The sequence below is a fragment of the Paenibacillus sp. 1781tsa1 genome (assembly GCF_024159265.1).
Taxonomy (GTDB): domain Bacteria; phylum Bacillota; class Bacilli; order Paenibacillales; family Paenibacillaceae; genus Paenibacillus.
On sequence record NZ_JAMYWY010000001.1, the window covers coordinates 2,017,088 to 2,037,273 of the forward strand.

The 20,186-nt window shown below is 45.6% G+C and carries 17 protein-coding genes; 14 read left to right on the forward strand and 3 right to left on the reverse strand.

Annotated elements, in window-relative coordinates; translation table 11 throughout:
- Position 1 precedes the first annotated feature (1 nt).
- The 7 genes from NKT06_RS09110 (at position 2) to NKT06_RS09140 (ending at position 8,152) form a co-directional block, all read left to right on the forward strand.
- Positions 2–1,462 carry a sensor histidine kinase gene (locus NKT06_RS09110; RefSeq protein ID WP_253432859.1) on the forward strand — a complete coding sequence of 487 codons (1,461 nt, stop codon included), beginning with the start codon at positions 2–4 and terminating at the stop codon, positions 1,460–1,462.
- 67 nt (positions 1,463–1,529) lie between these two features.
- A complete protein-coding gene (locus NKT06_RS09115) occupies positions 1,530–2,483 on the forward strand; it encodes a 4-hydroxy-3-methylbut-2-enyl diphosphate reductase (protein WP_124115489.1) in 954 nt (317 codons plus the stop codon).
- Positions 2,484–2,768: 285 nt separating this feature from the next.
- Positions 2,769–3,833: a 3-deoxy-7-phosphoheptulonate synthase gene (gene aroF / locus NKT06_RS09120; RefSeq protein ID WP_036610039.1), complete on the forward strand. Its 1,065-nt coding sequence runs from the start codon at positions 2,769–2,771 to the stop codon at positions 3,831–3,833.
- 412 nt (positions 3,834–4,245) lie between these two features.
- Positions 4,246–5,670 (forward strand): type I glutamate--ammonia ligase, encoded by a 1,425-nt coding sequence (gene glnA, locus NKT06_RS09125; protein WP_074094318.1) that lies wholly within the window; start codon positions 4,246–4,248, stop codon positions 5,668–5,670.
- A 362-nt stretch (positions 5,671–6,032) separates the two neighbouring features.
- Entirely contained in the window at positions 6,033–7,121 is a 1,089-nt protein-coding gene (gene serC, locus NKT06_RS09130; RefSeq protein ID WP_253432862.1) for a 3-phosphoserine/phosphohydroxythreonine transaminase, read from the forward strand.
- A 141-nt stretch (positions 7,122–7,262) separates the two neighbouring features.
- Complete coding sequence (gene trmL, locus NKT06_RS09135; RefSeq protein ID WP_017689589.1) at positions 7,263–7,730, forward strand: tRNA (uridine(34)/cytosine(34)/5-carboxymethylaminomethyluridine(34)-2'-O)-methyltransferase TrmL; 468 nt, start codon at positions 7,263–7,265, stop codon at positions 7,728–7,730.
- 167 nt (positions 7,731–7,897) lie between these two features.
- Positions 7,898–8,152, forward strand: a complete 255-nt coding sequence (locus NKT06_RS09140; protein WP_036610032.1) for an AbrB/MazE/SpoVT family DNA-binding domain-containing protein — start codon at positions 7,898–7,900, stop codon at positions 8,150–8,152.
- 104 nt (positions 8,153–8,256) lie between these two features.
- Here NKT06_RS09140 and NKT06_RS09145 read toward each other — a convergent pair whose 3' ends face one another.
- Positions 8,257–9,174, reverse strand: a complete 918-nt coding sequence (locus NKT06_RS09145; protein ID WP_253432865.1) for a serine hydrolase domain-containing protein — start codon at positions 9,172–9,174, stop codon at positions 8,257–8,259.
- Positions 9,175–9,647: 473 nt separating this feature from the next.
- Here NKT06_RS09145 and NKT06_RS09150 point away from each other — a divergent pair, with 473 nt between their 5' ends.
- The 6 genes from NKT06_RS09150 to NKT06_RS09175 all read left to right on the forward strand — a co-directional run bounded on the left by NKT06_RS09150 (position 9,648) and on the right by NKT06_RS09175 (position 17,312).
- Positions 9,648–10,412 (forward strand): alpha/beta hydrolase, encoded by a 765-nt coding sequence (locus NKT06_RS09150; protein WP_253432868.1) that lies wholly within the window; start codon positions 9,648–9,650, stop codon positions 10,410–10,412.
- Between the two features lie 11 nt (positions 10,413–10,423).
- Complete coding sequence (locus NKT06_RS09155; RefSeq protein ID WP_017689585.1) at positions 10,424–11,383, forward strand: ABC transporter permease; 960 nt, start codon at positions 10,424–10,426, stop codon at positions 11,381–11,383.
- An 18-nt stretch (positions 11,384–11,401) separates the two neighbouring features.
- On the forward strand, positions 11,402–12,304 hold the full coding sequence (locus NKT06_RS09160) for a carbohydrate ABC transporter permease (protein WP_253432871.1): 903 nt from the start codon (positions 11,402–11,404) through the stop codon (positions 12,302–12,304).
- 55 nt (positions 12,305–12,359) lie between these two features.
- Complete coding sequence (locus tag NKT06_RS09165; protein ID WP_253432874.1) at positions 12,360–13,955, forward strand: type 2 periplasmic-binding domain-containing protein; 1,596 nt, start codon at positions 12,360–12,362, stop codon at positions 13,953–13,955.
- A 97-nt stretch (positions 13,956–14,052) separates the two neighbouring features.
- The gene (gene bglX, locus NKT06_RS09170; RefSeq protein ID WP_253432877.1) at positions 14,053–16,218 is read left to right on the forward strand and encodes a beta-glucosidase BglX; all 2,166 of its coding nucleotides are present in this window, start codon (positions 14,053–14,055) and stop codon (positions 16,216–16,218) included.
- A gap of 77 nt (positions 16,219–16,295) precedes the next feature.
- Positions 16,296–17,312 carry a LacI family DNA-binding transcriptional regulator gene (locus NKT06_RS09175; protein ID WP_253432880.1) on the forward strand — a complete coding sequence of 339 codons (1,017 nt, stop codon included), beginning with the start codon at positions 16,296–16,298 and terminating at the stop codon, positions 17,310–17,312.
- A gap of 298 nt (positions 17,313–17,610) precedes the next feature.
- Here the strand turns inward: NKT06_RS09175 and NKT06_RS09180 are convergent, their stop codons facing one another.
- Positions 17,611–18,675, reverse strand: a complete 1,065-nt coding sequence (locus NKT06_RS09180; RefSeq protein WP_253432883.1) for a phosphodiester glycosidase family protein — start codon at positions 18,673–18,675, stop codon at positions 17,611–17,613.
- Positions 18,672–19,082, reverse strand: a complete 411-nt coding sequence (locus tag NKT06_RS09185; RefSeq protein ID WP_215076906.1) for a uroporphyrinogen-III C-methyltransferase — start codon at positions 19,080–19,082, stop codon at positions 18,672–18,674. Before NKT06_RS09185 ends, NKT06_RS09180 begins: the two co-directional genes overlap by 4 nt.
- 439 nt (positions 19,083–19,521) lie before the next feature.
- Here NKT06_RS09185 and NKT06_RS09190 point away from each other — a divergent pair, with 439 nt between their 5' ends.
- Positions 19,522–20,178 carry a response regulator transcription factor gene (locus NKT06_RS09190; RefSeq protein ID WP_253432887.1) on the forward strand — a complete coding sequence of 219 codons (657 nt, stop codon included), beginning with the start codon at positions 19,522–19,524 and terminating at the stop codon, positions 20,176–20,178.
- Positions 20,179–20,186: the final 8 nt, after the last annotated feature.

Below are 20,186 nucleotides of genomic sequence, written 5' to 3' on the forward strand. Positions count from 1 at the left end.
TATGTCCATCCGGTTAAGACTAACCGCATGGTATTCTGGCATTTTGGCGGCTGTGCTTATTTTTTGGGGCGTTGTAATCTATGCCTTTGTATATTTTAACTCCTACCAGGAAGTCGAACAGCAATTGAAGGTGAAGAGTGCCCGGATTACAGAGCAAATTGGGGTTAATCCTCTTTCACAGTCGTTGGATCTGGACCCATTTACAGAGAGCCAGCTTCAGGAGGCTCAGATCTATATTCAACTCTGGGATTATCAGAGTCGTTCGGGCATAATTTCCGGCAACATGAAGAAATTGCAGATTCAGTTTCCGGTATTGAAATCCAATGAAATTCTTGAAAAGCGTGGCATATCCAAGATCTATGTGGATGGGACACCGTTTCTGGTGAATCAGCTCCCCCTTTCTCTTCAGGGTACCAATGAAGTACGTGGAATTCTTCAGGTAGGAGCCAATGTAAGTTCACAGGAGCGCTTGCTGGAAGCGTTGCTTAATATTTTGGTATTTGGCTGGCTGGTAGCGATGGCCCTCGCTATTACCTCAGGTCTCGTTCTGGCCCGCAAGTCGATGCGTCCGCTCGTGAATGTCATTGATGCTGCGAACCAGATTCAATCGGGAGATGACTTAAGTGTACGTATTCAGTATGCGGGGCCTAAGGATGAGATCGGGCGTTTGATTGAAACGGTTAATAATATGCTTGAGCGTACAGAATTGTCATTCCGTGGTTTGGAGGAGACGAATGCTGCCCAGCGCCGCTTTGTATCCGATGCATCGCATGAACTGCGTACACCGCTGACTACCATTCGGGGGAACGTGGACTTCCTGAAGAAGCTGTGGGATCAGGAAGGAACCGACCGACCGAATCTGGATGAGGAGACGGTCAAGCAAATGTCGCTGGAAGCCATTGAAGATATGGCGGACGAGGGAAAACGTATGAGCAGGCTGATCAGCGACATGTTATCGCTGGCGAGAGCGGATACGGGGCAGAAAATTGAACTGAATCCGATCCCGCTGCAAATTCTCGTACAGGAAGTGGCACGCAGAGCACAATTTCTGGACCGTGAGGCAGAATGGCTTCCAGGAAACTTTGCCATTCTTAATGGTATTTATGTGAACGGTAGCAAGGACTATCTGCAACAGATGTTATTTATTTTCATTGAAAATGCGTTTAAATACACACCTGAAGGCTCTGTGACACTGGATGCCGTATTATACAAAGGCCAGGTGGGACTACGCATCAGTGACACCGGTATTGGGATGGATCGGGACGAAGTACCGTTTATCTTTGATCGTTTCTATCGGGCGGATGAATCTCGTGGGGCTACACCGGGCATAGGTCTGGGACTTTCGATTGCGAAGTGGATTATTGAGGAACACCACGGATCGGTTGAGGTTGTGACCAGACGTGGAGAAGGGACCACCTTTATTATCTGGTTGCCGGTTGTCTTTGCTCCGCCTATCGAATAAAGGTATAATAGACAGGACTGCAATTACATCGGCAACGTTGCCGAGAAAGAAAGCGGGTGGCAACCAAGTGGAAGTACTACGAATTTCGCCGCGGGGATATTGTTACGGCGTTGTGGATGCGATGGTGCTCGCGCGTCAAGCGGCACGCAATCTGGATTTACCACGACCTATTTATATATTGGGTATGATTGTGCATAACCAACATGTGACGGATTCCTTTGAAGATGAAGGTATTATTACATTGGATGGTCCGAACCGGATGGATATTTTGAGCCAAGTGGAGAGTGGCACGATTATTTTTACAGCTCATGGTGTATCTCCTGAAGTGCGTAAGCTGGCAAGGGATAAAGGATTGACAACAGTGGATGCAACATGCCCTGATGTCACCAAGACACATGATCTCATTCGGGAGAAGACGGCAGAGGGTTATCAGATCATCTATATCGGCAAAAAGAATCATCCTGAACCAGAAGGTGCCGTAGGCGTTGCACCAGATCTCGTTCATCTGATCGAGAAGGAAGAAGAGATCGAAGAACTGAACGTACCTCCAGGCAAAATCCTTATTACGAATCAGACAACGATGAGCCAGTGGGATATCAAACACATTATGAGCCGTCTTTTGGAGAAGTTCCCTGGTGCTGAGATTCATAATGAGATTTGCCTCGCAACTCAGGTTCGTCAGGAAGCTGTCGCTGAACAGGCAGGTCAAGCGGACCTGGTTATCGTGGTGGGTGATCCTCGCAGCAATAACTCCAACCGTCTGGCGCAAGTGTCAGAGGAAATCGCGGGGGTTACGGCCTACCGTGTATCGGATGTCTCCGAGATTCAGCAAGAATGGCTGAAAGGTGTAAATAAGGTGGCGGTTACTTCGGGTGCATCAACACCAACACCGATTACGAAGGAAGTCATCCTTTACCTGGAGCAGTATGAACATGACAAGCCGGAGACGTGGGAGATCAAGCGTACCGTGAACATGAGCAAACTGCTGCCTCCAGTTAGAGAAAAAACACGTACACCGTAGTGTGAAATGTAAATGTAAGTCTACGTGTATGTGAATTGCAAACGAGATGTGAATAAGAAGAATCCTGTTATGCAGAACCGTATTCGGTGCCTGTGGAGCAGGGTTCTTTTTGATATAAGATAAAGAATGTGTACCTTGACGCAATAGGAGATCTATGGTATATTCACTTTAACGGATAAAAGCTTAAAAGCGAACAAGCGTTTAAGCGCGACAGAGTTTTTACAACTAATCAGACGCACGTTAAGAAATTATGGTGCTCTCATACAAGGAAGGATGGGAATTAATATGATCGTTATTGCAGGCAAAGCTACACCGGAGGAACAGATTCAGGATATCGTTGCAGTTATTGAAAAAGAAGGGCTTCAGGTGCATATCTCTCGCGGAGAGGATCGTACTATCATTGGTTTGATTGGCAAAGTTGAACCGAAAATGCAAGAACATCTTCGCCAAATGAAAGGGGTCGAGAATGTCGTAAAAATCTCGAAGTCCTACAAATTGGCAAGCCGCGACTTCCATCCGGAAGATACGGTGATCTCCATCAAAGGTGTAGATATCGGCGGAAAAGAACTTGTTGTCATGGGCGGACCATGTGCAGTTGAATCGGCTGCACAGATTGATGAGATTGCAGGGCTTGTGAAAGCTGCTGGTGGGCAAGTGTTACGTGGTGGTGCATTCAAGCCGCGCACAGGTCCTTACAGCTTCCAGGGAACGGGCGTAGAGGGATTGATCATGATGGCGGAAGCAGGCAAGAAACATGATCTGCTGACCATTACAGAAGTCATGACACCTGAGTATGTGGATATTTGCGCCGAGTACGCAGATATTCTGCAAGTAGGTACACGTAACATGCAGAACTTTGACCTGCTCCGCAAATTGGGTGAGTGTGGCAAACCGGTATTGTTGAAACGTGGCTTCAGTGCAACATACGATGAGTTGTTGAATGCGGCTGAATACATTCTTGCGGGTGGTAATCCAAATGTCATGCTGTGTGAGCGTGGTATTCGTACGTTTGAATCCTACACACGTAATACGCTTGATCTGTCAGCAATCCCTGTTCTGCAGTCTTTGAGCCATTTGCCGGTTATTTCTGACCCGAGCCATGGTACTGGACGACGTGAACTGGTGGAGCCGATGACAAAAGCTTCCGTTGCTGCAGGTGCCAATGGCCTGATTATTGAAATGCATACCGATCCGGATAACTCCATGACAGGAGATGGAGTGCAATCGTTGTTCCCTGACCAATTCGCCAACCTGTTGCAGGATCTGGAGAAATTGGCACCAATCGTCGGTAAATCATTCAGTACAGCTAAACAACCAGCAGAATTTTTCCCGGCACGTGTAGGCGTATAAGAAGAATTCATAGTCAAGGTCTGGCTCATCAGCCGGGCATCTCATCTGGTCTCGTTCATTGCGACGGAAACAGATAGATGCTCGGTTTTTTGCATATTTTGCAGGTTTGAACGTATTTATTAATCAATGGTGATAAGAAACATTTATGATGTGAAGTTTTTTCCATGATTTAGGATAAAAAAGGGGTCGCTTTACCGCATTAAACCAGTTAAATGTATACTAAATGTGTTGTTATATGAATTTAGGTTATTTATAAAATGTGAGTATAGCTAACATACTCGCAAAAAATACCTTACATAAGTATTGACGATGTCAGGTTTTAAAATTTATAATGACGACAGAAAAAAATTCGAATTTAGACATTTTCTTAGTGGGGTTGTTTAATGTTCGGAATATTTGGGAGGACGAATACATGTCGGTTGAAAACGTATTGAAATCAATTCAAGAGAACAACATCGAGTGGGTAGATTTTCGTTTTGTAGATTTAGCTGGTCGTGCACATCACATCTCGTTGCCAGCTTCGGCTGTTGATGCAGACACGTTCGTAAATGGAGTAGCTTTTGACGGTTCTTCTATCCAAGGTTTCCGCGGAATTGAAGAGTCCGATATGGTTATGATGCCAGACCCTGAAGCGACTTATGTCGATCCGTTCACTGCACACCCTACATTGAATGTTATGTGTGATATCTTCACTCCGGACGGCGAGCGTTATGAGCGTGACCCACGTAGCATCGCTGTTAAAGCAGAAGCTTATTTGCAAGAAAGCGGTGTAGGTACAGCGGCATTCTTCGCACCTGAATCCGAGTTCTTCATCTTCGACGATGTACGTTATGAGAGCGGCACAAACAGCTCTTCCTACTACGTAGATTCCGAAGAAGCTTCATGGAACACGAACCGCAAAGAAGAAGGCGGAAACCTGGGCTTCAAAGTACGCACTAAAGGTGGATATGTTCCAGTAGCACCAGTGGATACACAACAAGATATTCGTAGCGAAATGTGTCGCCTTCTGGAAGAAGCGGGCCTGTCGATCGAGCGTCATCACCATGAAGTGGCGACAGCGGGTCAAGCCGAAATCAACTTCCGTTTTGATACACTGAAGAAAACAGCAGATAACCTGCTTGCATACAAATACATCGTGCACAACACTGCACGTCAATATGGTAAAGTAGCAACATTCATGCCAAAACCATTGTTCGGTGATAATGGTAGCGGAATGCACGTTCACCAATCCATCTTTGATGGCGATTCCCCATTGTTCTATGACAAAGCGGGATATGCTAACCTGAGTGAAATGGCTCTGCACTACATCGGAGGTATCCTGTACCATGCTCCGGCACTGATCGCTTTGACTAACCCTAGTACAAACTCGTTTAAACGTCTTGTACCTGGTTACGAAGCACCAGTTAACCTGGTTTACTCCAAAGGTAACCGTTCCGCAGCAGTTCGTATTCCGGTTGCAGCTGTGACACCAAAAGGTTGTCGTATCGAGTTCCGTACACCAGACTCCACAGCTAACCCATATTTGGCATTCTCCGCAATGTTGATGGCTGGTCTGGATGGAATCAAACGCAAAATCAACCCAACTGAACTTGGATATGGTCCGCTCGACAAAAACATCTATGACCTGTCTGATGCAGATAAAGAAAACATCCGCAGTGTACCAGCTTCCCTCGAAGAAGCACTTGATGCATTGGCAGCGGATAACGAGTTCTTGACTGAAGGCGGCGTATTCACAAAAGAATTCATTGAAAATTACATCAACCTCAAACGTGATGAAGCGAAAGCAGTAGCGATCCGCATTCATCCGCACGAGTACAGCCTCTACTTCGACTGCTAATAGGTCGGGGTCGGAACAGAACTTGTTCCAACTTAAAGCCTCCGGGATACACTCTCGGAGGCTTTTCCTTGAATTAAACAATGTAGTGCTTTAACTTTGCAGGGTGATAAAGGAATTTGATGGCCTGAATTGAACACTTCAGTGCATATTGCCCTTGAAGCAGATAGAGAATACTGATATCATAGCGATAATATTCACTTTGAGTGCATTTTGCACAAAACCATAGAGCGGCTTCCAATAAGTAAGATATAGATCAAAATGATTTAATTTGTCTATATCTTATACCCGTGAGCGATTCTAATCGAATTGTGCAAAATGCTGTTTGTATGTCAGAGTTACGGATGGAAAGGGCGGGGGATTTTGTGACCAAAAGAGCGTATAACTTTAATGCAGGACCTGCGGCGTTACCACTTGAGGTACTGGAGCGTGCACAGGCGGAATTTGTAGATTTTCGTAATACAGGCATGTCGATTATGGAGATGTCTCACCGTGGAGCGGTGTACGAGTCTGTACATAATGAAGCTCAGGAGCGCTTGTTGTCGCTTCTAGGCAATCCAAAAGGATACAAGGTTCTCTTTCTGCAGGGCGGTGCAAGCACTCAGTTCGCGATGTTGCCAATGAACCTACTCGGGGCAGGGCAGACTGCAAGTTACGTGATGACCGGCAGCTGGGCCAAGAAGGCTCTGTCTGAGGCGAAGTTGATCGGCGAGACGCATGTTGCTGCATCTTCGGAAGCAGAGAAATTCATGAAATTGCCGGATGTTTCAAATCTGAGTTTGCCAGAACGTACGGCTTATGTGCATCTTACTTCCAACGAAACGATCGAAGGTACGCAATTTAAGTCATTCCCGGATACCGGTTCAGTACCTCTGATTGCGGACATGTCGAGTGATATTTTCTGTAAACCATTCGATCTCAATCAGTTCGGTATGATCTACGCGGGTGCACAGAAGAACCTGGGGCCATCGGGAATTACGGTTGTGATTGCTCGTGAGGAACTGGTGAGTGAATCGCCTAAAACGATTCCAACCATGCTTCGTTACAGCACACATGTAGATAATAACTCTCTGTATAATACGCCGCCATCCTTCTCAGTATATATGGTGAATGAAGTATTGAAATGGATTGAAGAACAGGGTGGATTGGCTGGTATTGAGCAAAAAAATACGAAAAAAGCCGAATTGCTCTATAACACAATTGATGCTTCCGGTGATTTCTACCGTGGTTGTGTGGAACCAGAAGATCGTTCCCTTATGAATGTAACCTTCCGTCTTGCTTCTGAGGAACTGGAGAAGAAGTTCATCAAGGCATCGGAGGAAGAAGGATTCGTAGGTCTGAAAGGACATCGCAGTGTGGGTGGTCTTCGTGCCTCCATTTACAATGCTGCTCCTTATGAGAGTGTTAAGGCACTGACAGACTTCATGAGCCACTTCCAGAAGACAAATGGATAATTAAAGTATAGGTACGGTGTCATGGACCTTAGTGTCTAATCCTGTGCCTTACCAGAGCCTTCCACATTTGACGTGTGGAGGGCTTTTCTTTAAGATTAGAGGGTTGTCGTCAACATGAAATGAAAAGGAGATTGAACACATATGGCTTTACACATCGTTCTGGTTGAACCAGAAATTCCGGCGAACACAGGAAATATTTCGCGTACTTGTGCGGCAACCGGGACCCATCTACATCTCGTGCGTCCACTTGGATTTCGAACAGATGATGCTACATTGAAACGGGCAGGGCTGGACTACTGGCATGCCGTTCATATTGAATACCATGACTCATTTGCAGAGGTTCAGGAAAAATATCCGGAAGGTCGCTTCTTCTACGCAACTACGAAGGCAAAGAACCGATATAGTGACTTTAATTTTCAGGATGGGGATTTCCTCGTTTTTGGTAAAGAGACCAAAGGCCTCCCACCTGAATTAATTGCTGCGAATCCCGATACATGTATGAAAATGCCAATGACTGGTGACGTTAGATCATTAAACCTGTCCAACTCGGCAGCCATTATTGTATATGAAGCGTTGCGTCAGCTGAATTTCCCGGGGTTAGAAGGATAAATTCGGGTTATAAATGACGGCTAGAATTCGGTAAAAAAACATTTTTCAAAAAAAAGGACAAAAAATGTTTATTTCCAGCAGGATTCGACAAAATCTTGGCGAATCTATAAACATAGTACAAATGTACCTAGAAATTTAGAGTAAGATAGGAGAGGTGTGCCGTAGCTATGAAGCCAGCTGGAGTAGTTCGCAAAGTTGACCAATTAGGTAGGATCGTATTGCCTAAATCTTTGCGTAAAAGGTATCAAATGAATGAGGGAGATCCTGTAGAGATCTTAGTACAAGGGGACCATATTATCCTAGAGAGATATCGTCCAAAATGTATTTTCTGCGGATCCATCGAGGAAGTCAACGAGTTCAAAGAGCGTTACATATGCGCACAATGTTTAGATGAGATGACTCAGCTTCCACAGCACGGATAAGAAGTAACGCCATGGGGTTATTAACCCCCGTGGTGTTTTTTTTTGTTTTCAGTATCCAGTGCAAGGTTCAGTCAGTTCCATGGAATAAAAGAAGAATATAAGATTTAAAGTTGATTGCATATAGGTAAAATCTCATCCCATACGGCATTTAGAATACCTTGCATGTTTTCTTCCTCACTGTTAATACATATGACAGCTTCCTTTGAGGGAATTATGATACACAATTGACCATAGGCTCCATCGGCGCGGTAAGCCTCATGGGAACATATCCAGAACTGATACCCGTAACCTTTTCCCCAATCACCGTCTCCAGTCGTTTCGATCTGCCGAGATGTAGCCTGTTTGATCCAATCCGCAGGTATAAGCTGTGTGCCTTCCCAAAGGCCCTCCTGCAGCAGTAACTGTCCAAATCGACTCAGTTCCTCATTGCTTATCCAAAGACCTGCACAGCCGAGTGTTACCCCCAGTGGAGAGGTTTCCCACTCTACATCATGAATGCCTAGAGGCTCAAATAATCGCGGAGTCAGGTAATCTTTCACGGTTTGGCCGGTAGCTGCCTGCAGCATGGCTGAGATCATAAACGTATCCCCACTGCTGTATGTAAATTGTTCTCCGGGCATCCGGTCCAGAGGGAGAGACATATAATGTTTCGCCCAATCTTTCTCGGTCAAAGAAGCTCGTTCATCAGCCCAAAGAGGCGGCGAATCATGACCAGAAGACATTCGGAGCAGGTCACGTAACTTCAATTCCTGTGGAGATGGGAGGTTGTAATGTGCACCCGATACATGATTATGGGTGAAATAATCACCAAGAGTGGCATCCAGATGTAACAGACCTTCTTCAAGCGCAAGACCAACGGCCATGCATGTGAAGGATTTACTTATGGAATGTTGTACACGACGCTGATCCCTATCCCTGTCCCAATGGGCAAGCAGATGCCCTTTTTGTAGTATGCGAATGGAGAAAACGTTCAATTGTTGCTCAGTAATCGTTTGAATGAAACCTTTGAGTTGCTCAGACATAATTAACCTCCCTAATATCAGGTGAAACCTGAGTAAAATCGGTTGGTGAAACGTTTCCGTAATTCGAATGCAAAATCAGAACTCATGTTAGTATAAACCTGGTTTGGTGTCAATTAAAGTTGTAATAACACTGACTAAAATTTCATTTTTTCGTAATAATAGTGTCTTTCGGCGCAAATTTAGACGTAAAAAAGCATTTTTTCGAGAAAATAACGCGAAATTTGTAAAAAGGTTATTGACAGGATTTACTCATCGGGCTTATGATTTATTCGAAACGATTCGAAGAAATCGCTTCCACATAAAAAGTGTTGTAATGAAGACCAAGTGAATCAACGTTGGCTATGTTTTGAAACGATTCGAGAAAATCGTTTCGATAACCCATCGTAATACAAGGGAATCTACAACAGCCTGCAATCCAACGCCAGAGAAACGAAAGAGTAAAGACAGCAGGCGATGATGAGAGGGGTTACATTATGGCACATATAACGATCGAAACTGGATCGCCAACCTTATGCATGAATACCAGCATACATGTTGTGTCCAGTGACTCCGGAGAGACTTCAGGCGGTACACTATATCTGTTGCACGGAGCAGGCGATAATGCGAGTACCTGGCAGCGATTAACCACCATTGAGATGTATGCAGCGCAATATGGTTGTACCATCATTATGCCGGAAGCGAATCGAAGCTATTACACCGATATGGAATACGGCCTGAATTACTTCCACTACATCACTCAGGAGTTACCTGAAGTATGCAAGCGTCTGCTCAATCTGAATCCTGATCCGGAGAAAACGTACGTCGCCGGTCTATCCATGGGTGGATATGGTGCACTGAAATGTGGACTAACTTATCCAGAGAAGTATCGCAAAGTAGTGTCTTTATCCGGCGTAACGGATATTCAGACACGGCTTCATGATCCCCATATGCCAGCGACCATGATCAAGGAAATGAAAGCGGTTTTTGGAGAACGTTTACAGGTAAAAGCCGATCAGGATATTTACGCACTGTCGGCCAAGCTGCTGGAACAGGGTGTTCCTTTGCCGGATATCCTCAGTTGCTGTGGCGATAGTGACCCCTTCGTAGAGATGAATCGCGATTTCGCGAAATACATGCAGGGGACTGCCTTTGATTTTCGGTATGTGGAGACACCGGGGGCTCATGAATGGAGATTTTGGGAGCACCACCTGAGAACGATGTTTGATTTTCTGTACAACGACAAGACCAAAGTAGAGTGAGGAGATGCAATGTGAAACCTGCAGCCGAAGGACCTAGCAAAAAGCTGAAGGGAAACGTGAAGGGCAATTCGCTCTGGACTGAAATCTGGAAGCACCGAATGACATACACCCTGCTTATTCCGGGGCTTGTCTGGCTAATCCTGTTTGCCTACATGCCGATGGGTGGCTTGTCTCTGGCATTCAAAGATTACAAGGCCAACCTGGGCATCTGGGGAAGTCCATGGAGCGGATTCGAGAACTTCAAATATGTTTTCCGTGATCCAACCTTTATTGACGCGGTATGGCGTACGCTGTACATCAATATTCTGAAACTGATTATTCAGTTCCCGTTCCCGATCATTCTGGCGTTGTTGCTGAATGAATTGCGGATGCGCAGAGGGAAAAAATTGTTCCAAACCGTTCTTACGTTCCCTCACTTTCTGTCCTGGATTATCGTATCCGGCGTAGTCATCAATGTGCTGGCATATGACGGACTGGTAAACAGTGCGCTCGGATTACTCGGATTGCCAACCATTAACTTCTTGGGATCCGAATCCAACTTTGTACCGATGTTGCTGTTGACTGATATTTGGAAATCAAGTGGATGGGGCGCGATTATATTCTTGGCTGCCATTTCCGGTATTGACCAGGATCAGTATGAATCAGCACAGATTGACGGGGCTTCCCGTATGCAACAGATGTTCAAAATCACTTTACCGAACATCCTTCCAACCATCACAATCATGTTTATTCTTTCGGTTGGTGGATTGATGTCTTCCGGGTTTGACCAGATCTTCAACTTAGCAAATGCCGCTACCAAAAATGTATCGGAAGTACTCGATGTATATATCTATCGGATTACGTTCCAGTCATCAACTGACTTCTCATTCTCAACAGCGGTCAGCTTGTTCCGTTCCCTGGTGAATATGGCCTTGCTGCTTCTTGCTGACAGATTTGCCAAGTGGCTTGGCGGAGACGGTTTGTTCCGATAAGAGAGGAGGAAAAATGAGATGAGCAAGAAAGCTAACAAAAAACCGAGAATTGGTACAGAAAGAATGACACTTCTCGATTACATTATTTTCGCCGTATTACTCGTGCTTGCCCTGATGATCCTGATTCCGTTCTGGAATGTCATCATGATCTCGTTTGCAACACAGAAAGAATATGCTGACAATCCATTTTTGATGTTCCCTAAACAATGGACATTGGATTCCTACAAGGCCTTGTTCGCTGACGGAACGATTCTGTCGGGATACAAAAATACCATTATATTGCTAGTTATCGGCTTGCCACTCAGCTTGTTCCTGACAACAAGCATGGCATATGGCCTTAGTCGCAACAAATTCCCGTTTAAGAAATTTATCTTTTTCCTGGTACTGTTCACCATGATCTTTAATGGTGGTATCGTACCGCTGTACCTGATCATGAAATCACTTCATCTTACAGGTACGCTCTGGTCCGTTATCCTGGCGGGAAGCTTCAGTGCTTTTAACATGATTCTGATGATGAACTACTTCTACACCTTGCCTGAATCGTTGATGGAATCGGCGAGACTGGATGGAGCAGGAGAGTGGAGAATTCTGTTCTCTGTTGTTCTTCCGCTGGCTACACCCATTATGGCTACAATCACGTTGTTCTACGGTGTGGCTTACTGGAACAGTTGGTACGATGCGATGATATTCCTTCGAAAAGCGGATCAGTTACCGCTCCAGAATGTACTCAGAAACATTATCGTGACATCTACGACGAATGCATCGAATGCATCCAGTGTGGATGCTGCCCAGGCAAGCAACTTCTCCATGGGCATGAAGATGGCAGCTGTATTTGTCACCATGGTACCCATTATGTGTTTCTTCCCAATGCTGCAAAAACACTTTGCCAAAGGGGTATTAACAGGGGCAATCAAGACCTGATTATACGTATAGGATTTTGCAATCAAATTTGACTAAAAAAACATGGGGGTAAAACATGAAAACGAACAAAAAGTTGTCAGTAAGAGCTCTCTTTGCCATCACGCTTAGTGTAGTTATGCTGATGGTGACCGCTTGTTCCAGCCAAGGAGCTTCAGGTGGTAACGAAAAAGATGCAGAGGGAAATTACAAAGATAACCTGACCATCTCTGTAGCTAACCTGACAGAAATCAAAAACGGGAACCTGGATAATGACTTCCACAAGTTCTGGACAGACAAATTCAATGTAACATGGGACTACAACTATATCGATTGGGATTCATGGGGCGAGAAGCTTCGTCTGTGGATTAACTCTGGCGACTTGCCGGATGTAGCGGTATGGAACTACGTACATGGCGATGCCATTAACAGCATTGAACAAGGTTTGTTCTACAAATTCCCGGATGACTGGAAAGAACGCTGGCCTAACGTTGCAGCAGCTTACAATTTGACGGGTCTTGGAGACAAGCTGGAAGAATTGACAGGTGGAACATACGTCCTGCCTAGACCAATCTATTTCGAGAACAAACCGGCTGACCCACTGACGAACCAAATTGGTGTCATTGCGCTTCGTAAAGACTGGGCTGAAGCCGTTGGTTTTGAACTGAAAGATGCTTATACAACAACCGAATTGAACGAATATGCTGCGCTAGTGAAAGAAAAAGATCCAGGCAAAGTAGGTAACAAACTTGTACCTCTGTCCTACAATGCAGCAGATGCCATGACGAATATGATTATGCCAAACAGCGTACATGCCATGACCGACACACCGTTCTACAAAGGTGAAGATGGCAAGTTCCACTGGGGACCAGCAGATCCTGAAACGCTGACAGGGCTTAAATTGATGCAAAAAGCGTATAAAGATGGATTGCTCAATCCTGAGTTCTACACATGGAAAAACAATGAAGGTCAAAACAACTTCAAAGTAACAGGAACAGCTGCTGTAACAAGTCTGGGCGGACTGGCTTCGTACAGACAAGGTCTGGATTCTGATATGAAAAAAAATCTGGGTGTAAATAGTGATGAACTGGTACACACAGCAATCGTAGTGGGCGATGACGGTAAATACCGTAACATGGAGCAAGCCAACTTCTGGTCTGCATTGATCTTCAATCCGGACATCAGTGACGAGAAATTCGAACGGATCATGGATCTGATCGATTACTCCGCAACAAAAGAAGGACAGTTGCTTATCAACATGGGCTTTGAAGGAACGGATTGGAAATATGATGAGAACCAAGAACTGGTTAGCTTGTTGCCAGAAGGAACAGTATTGGAAGATAAATACCCAGCACGTTTCGAAGGTCTATACCTGCTTGGTGACGACTTCAGTGTTGTAAACCCAGCAATCAAAAAGGATTACCGTGACAGAGCCGTGAAATTGTTCCAAGAAAAAGCAAAACTCGGTACAGAAGGCAATTCGCTTGCAGAATACGATTGGGATGTCAACCTATACGATTCCAAAGCTAAGAGTCAGGCTTCATTCGATTACCAGAACGAATATGCCAACCTGATCCTCAAAAACGGAGATCTGGAAGCAAACTGGAAAGAATGGGTGAACAGTAAAATGTCCCTGGTTCAACCTTATCTGGATGAGCTAAACGAGAAATTCTAGTAATCGTTCAGTAATTAATTTTGAACCCGGTGCGCGTCTCTCCCCGAACGCAGCCGGGTTCTTTATTTCAACAACTTGTAGTGGAGGATACGATCAGATGAATAACGAGCAGCTGCTAGACCTGGTAAAACAGATGACGTTGGAGGAAAAAACAGCTCAGCTTCTTCAGTTGACTGCCAACTTCTATGAAGGAACAAATGTCGAAGGTCAGATCACAGGGCCGATGGAAGAGATGGGAATTACGGAGCAGTCCGTGGATGCTAGTGGGTCCATTCTGGGGTTGTCCGGTGCGCAGGCCATCATTGATGTACAGCAAGCTTATATGAAAAAAAGCCGTTTGGGCATTCCGCTCTTGTTCATGGCTGACGTAGTTCATGGATTCAAAACCATTTTCCCGATTCCACTGGCGATCGGTTGCTCATGGGACACAGAACTGGCTGAGAAAAGTGCTGAAATTGCAGCACGTGAATCGGCTGTATCCGGTTTACATGTTACCTTTGCACCTATGGTGGACCTGGTTCGTGACCCGCGCTGGGGCCGTGTGATGGAAACAACAGGTGAAGATCCTTATCTGAACAGCTTGTTCGCGGCTGCATTTGTACGTGGATATCAGGGCGATAGCTTGAAGGATGAGCCTGATCGTCTTGCAGCCTGCGTTAAACACTTTGCGGCGTATGGAGCAGCTGAGGGTGGTCGGGATTACAATACGGTGGACATGTCCGAGCGTAACCTGCGTGAGTACTATTTGCCAGCGTACAAAGCTGCATTGGATGCGGGTGTAGAGATGGTCATGACTTCGTTCAATACGGTTGACGGTATTCCGGCAAGTGGCAATGAGAAGTTAATGCGCGGCATTTTGCGTGACGAGTGGGGCTTTGATGGTGTACTGATCTCGGATTGGGCTTCCATTCGCGAGATGATTGCACATGGCGCTGCGGAAGATGATCGTGAAGCGGCATACCGTGCCATTCGCGCAGGCGTAGATATGGAGATGATGACACCTTGTTATGTACATCATTTGCCTGAGCTGATTGAGAGCGGTGAAGTGGAAGAGAAGCTCATTGATGAATCCGTTCTGCGAATTCTGCAATTGAAAGAGAAGCTGGGATTGTTCGACAATCCGCTACGTGCAGCTGATCCGGTTCGTGAACGCGAGATTGTGTTCTCCAAAGAGCACCGTCAGGTATCGTATGAACTGGCAACCAAATCGGCTGTCCTGTTGAAGAATGATGACAGCGTGCTTCCGCTTCAGCCTGAAGCTAATGTAGCCCTTATTGGTCCTTTTGCACAGAGTCCTGATATTCTGGGCTGGTGGTCCTGTGAAGGAGTTAAGGAAGATGCAGTCAAGCTCGGAACAGCTCTGGAAGAACGCTTGACGGGTGGAAAAGTTCAATTTGCTCAAGGCAGTGATGTTCATACGATTACAGCTGAGCAGATTGCGGAAGCCCTTGAAGTGGCAAGCAAAGCAGAGCTGATTGTCCTTGCCCTAGGTGAAGACTCCGAGATGAGTGGAGAAGGTGGATCACGCACGGATATTCGTCTGCCAGCAGCCCAATTGGAATTGGTTAAACAGCTCAAAACAGCGGGAAAACCGATTGCCAGCGTTATTTTCAACGGCCGTCCACTGGATCTGCATGGTGTAATCGATGAATCGGATGCCGTTCTTGAAGCCTGGTTCCCAGGTAGTGAGGGCGGGGCAGCGATCGCAGATGTTCTGACAGGTGTAGTGAATCCATCTGCACGTCTGACGATGTCCTTCCCGCAGTCCGTAGGTCAGATTCCGGTCTATTACAACCATTTCAATACAGGTCGTCCGTTGAACCCGGAGAAGACGGAAGAACGTTATGTTTCGAAATACATTGACAGCCCGAATGAACCTCTGCTTCCGTTCGGTTATGGTCTCTCATACACTTCTTTCTCTTATGGTGATCTTGAAGTGTCAAGTAACGAGATGACTGCCGAAGAGACCCTGAGCATCCAAGTACGTGTAACGAACACGGGTGAGCGCGCAGGTGTAGAGACCGTTCAATTGTACGTTCGTGATGTAACGGGTGAAGTCGTTCGTCCTATGCGTGAGCTGAAAGGATATGTGAAGCTTGCACTGGCTCCAGGCGAGAGTGGTACAGCTACGTTTACGTTAAATGAAGAACAGCTTCGTTATCACCATTCCGATTTAAGCCATCGCAGTGATCGAGGTGAGTTCCATATTCTTGTGGGTGCAAACAGTCGGGATACTCAGAAGAAATCATTCAGACTTGTTTAATCCGGTGAATGGAAAGAGTAATGTGTCAGGCCTTTTGTTATGGAAGGCCTGATGAACATAACAGGGGAGCGAAGAATGTGGTCAGTATCAAGGATATCGCCAAGCAGGCGGGAGTTTCTATCTCTACTGTGTCATATGCGCTGAATGGCAGCAACAAAGTGACCGATGAGACGAGTTCCAAAATTTTGGCCATTGCCAAAGAACTGAACTATGTTCCAAATGCCGCAGCAAGAACACTGAAGAAGAGGGAATCCAAAATTCTAGGTGTATTCTTGACCGATTTTAGCGGAGATGTGTATGGAGACTTGCTGAGTGGCATGAAAGCCGTATGTAATGCTCAAGGCTATGACCTGATCGTGTGCAGTGGTAAACAATCCCATCGCATGCTTCCGGAGAGAATGATTGATGGTGCAATCATTCTGGATCATACGTTTGCAAGTGAGGAACTGATGCAATACGCCGATCGGGGGCACAAAATCGTTGTATTGGACCGTGAGATGGATCATCCCAACATTAATCAGGTTCTGCTGGATAATAAGGCTGGGGCCACACTTGCGATGGAACATCTTATTGAACAGGGGCATAAGAAAATCTACGTGGTGACAGGACCGGAAGGTTCGTTTGACTCTGTGCAGCGGTTAAAGGCTGTGAGACAGGTTGCGGAACGTGAAGCCGATGTGGAATGGATTGAGATCACGGGAGATTTTGAAAAGAGTGGTGGAGAACGAGCCGCAGATCAGATTGTGCAGGTGTATGATGGACCCGCAGCGGTATTCTGTCTCAATGATGAGATGGCTATTGGCTTGTGTGATCGTCTGGCAGAAAGTGCACTTGGCGTTGGTCAGGAGATCGATGTCATCGGATTCGACAATATTGAATTGAGCAAGTATGTCCAGCCGAGACTGGCAAGCATTGATTATTCCAAACGCAAATGGGGATCGCTCGCTGCTGAACAATTGATCAAAATTATTGCTGGAGAACCCGTCGATCATGAACGAATTTATGTGACATTAGTTGAGGGTGGGTCGGTGAGTGGGGCTATGCCGGCTGGTTCGGTTATATCTATGCGGAATGATCGGGCGGTTAGCTATTGATTCCGAATACAGCAAGAGACAAGGCTTAGAAGAATCGAATCATTCTTTTAAGCCTTGTCTCTTGCTATTTCGAGGATGAAATAATAGAAAAAGCCTCTCCAGAGAGAGGCTTGGCCTTTACAAGCCTTTTGTTTTGTCATTGTTGTAGGATGAAGTGAGAATGCCTGTAATGAAGAGAGTCAATACAATTGCAATAATCCAGAATGTCAGTGAAAATGACATACCCTTCGCACCTCCTGCACAAGCTCATTTTCTTCTATTATAACCATTATAGGTAGAAAAGAAATGCTTCGTTCTATTATTTGTAAAATAAAAAGTGCGTGGGCACCGGTCTGAGACTACCGTCCGAAGGGTTATTCACAACCCGATTATTCAGAATAAGCGAGGAAGATCCACCGCCATCCAGATTATAGGCGTCGATGACCCCAAGCTTGTACAACCGTCCTTGCAACTCTTCAAGGGTAGCACCGGAACTTCCGCCTTCATTATATCCATCGACCACAATGATCAACAACTGATCATCCTTATAATTGCCAATGACCGTACGTGGTGCTCGTTTGGGTGATACTTTCCACTTATCGGGAATTGTGGTTTTACGTCCATTCTGTAAAAGCACCGGAACAAACGTAGCCCCAAATTGCGGTTGCAGGCGATCCAGTGAGTTTTTGTCGAAGAACTTGCCTCCGACCAGCTTGCCGGCATCGTTAAGTCCTACAAAAAACAGATCTTTGAAACTGGCCTGGAAACCGTTCACGTATTTCCCGTCCATGACGGTTGTGCTAAGTGGATAACGTTTGCCGCCACTGTCAGCAAATCCACCTGCGTTGATCCCGGCAATTGCGCCGTTACGCTTCACAGCCTGCATGGTCGTCTCAGAACGCCCAGGTTCACTGTCTAGAGCCATCTGCATAGCAGTAGGGTCTTTTAGCTTGATCTTCATGGCGTAGCCCTTATAGCTGCCAGGATTCACTCTGTACAATTCAATCGTTAGCCGGTCACTGTCTACCCGTTCAAATGGAACGCCAAGCTTGGAAGTAATCCGTTTGTTGTAGATCGTTTCCGGACGATCCGCCTGGGCGGAAGCCTTCTGAACAAGTGTAGACATCGTGCTTGTTGTCTTATTATAGAGCTGTGTCGTTCTTTTAATAGAAGAAGAAGTCTGGACAGCAGCATCTTTTGCCCCGGCAAGCTCTTGGCTAATTGCTTGGGTCCGGGGTGTAATCGTATCCTCTGACAGTTCGGTAGGAATCAAACCTCCGGGTTCTAGTGGAGGACGAAGCAGCAGCAGGCATAATATCAATCCAACAAAAGGAGCGAGTGCAAGCATAAAAAAACGATTAACCTGTTTGACGGGTGTAATCATTTGAGCAGGTCCATCTTTTTCTGGAGTGTCTCCAGTTGTTTTTTGACTTCGCTCAGCTGGGTATACAGTTTGTTGCTGTTATCCGTTTTGTCACTTGCATTATCCTTGGTGAAAGTCAGCAATTCATTGAAGGATTGAACTTGTCCCTGCAGGTCTTCTACTTCCTTCGATATCGTTGTTAGCTGATTTTCGTAGTCGGTTTTTAGCGCTGCTATCTGCTGCTGATTATGGGCCTGAAGCTGGTTAATCATCTGTTGCTGGAGATGGTTACTATAATAGTAGGTTCCAACGACTCCTAGTGCAATGAGAACAATCCACATTACCAGAAACAGCTTGATTGAAGATCCGGCCTTGCCTTTGGCGCTCCGGGTGTGATGGATGTCAGAGGGCGGGGCAGATGGTTTCATATCATCACTCCTGGTCATTTATAGGTACAAAAATTTTTCCAGTCCTCATTCTATCATGCCCCTATTGATTACGCAAAAATGAAATTCTTTACTTAATAGAGTAAAAAGAGATTGCATCGGAAGGAAGTCCTAGGATACAATTTCTTATAGATGCAATAAGTAGGAACTTTGGGCAGGTTTTTCGACTTTTTTAGATAGAAATGCAGGAAATTTATACTATATTTTGACCTTTCCGGGGATGGGAAGATGGACGTCATGGTGTTTTTATAACAAAATACGGTGAAAATAGAGCTTTTTTATCGGCTGTGTCCTGTATTTTTCTATTTTTCGACATAATCCGACCTATGCTTCTTCTATACTCGGACTGTCGCATAGACGATGGAATCATCATTACAGAAGCTAGAAGTTATTTGTCCAATACATAACAGGGGGAACAACAATGAAAAAAGTATGGCAGGTGGTCATCGTAGATATCCACCCCACCAGCATGCTCGGTACAAAATTGATTTTGGAAGAGCAGCAAGATCTGACGGTACGTGGCATGACTTCGACCGGAACAGAAGGGCTCGATCTAGTGAATATGCACCAGCCTGATCTGATTCTGATGGATTATCGTCTTCCAGAGGGACAGGCAGATCAATATATTGCCCAGATGAAGAATCTGTCACCTCACAGTCACATCATAATTCTGACGGATGAAGACAATGTGAAGCTGTTTCGTCATCTGATGAGTCTTGGTGCAAGCGGCATGTTATCCAAACAGGCTTCCCCTAGCCAGCTGATTCATCTGATCTCTGGGTTACGTGAGGGCCATGTGTCCATTCCATTGGCGTGGTTAAACAGTGCGGAGTGGGCGCAACCTGTGGAATCTCCGACAGAATCACGTGTAATTGAATTAACAGAAACCGAAACTTTTATCATGGAAAGAATTGTTCAGGGTGTAACCTATGATAAAATAGCGAATGAGATCAACGTTAGCAGACGTTCCATTGATAATTACCTGCGTAAAATATACGTGAAGCTGGAAGTAAGCAGTAGAGCACAGGCCATTGAACGTTATGCCTTGCATGCAAGACAAGTGAAGACGGGATCATGACGAAACAG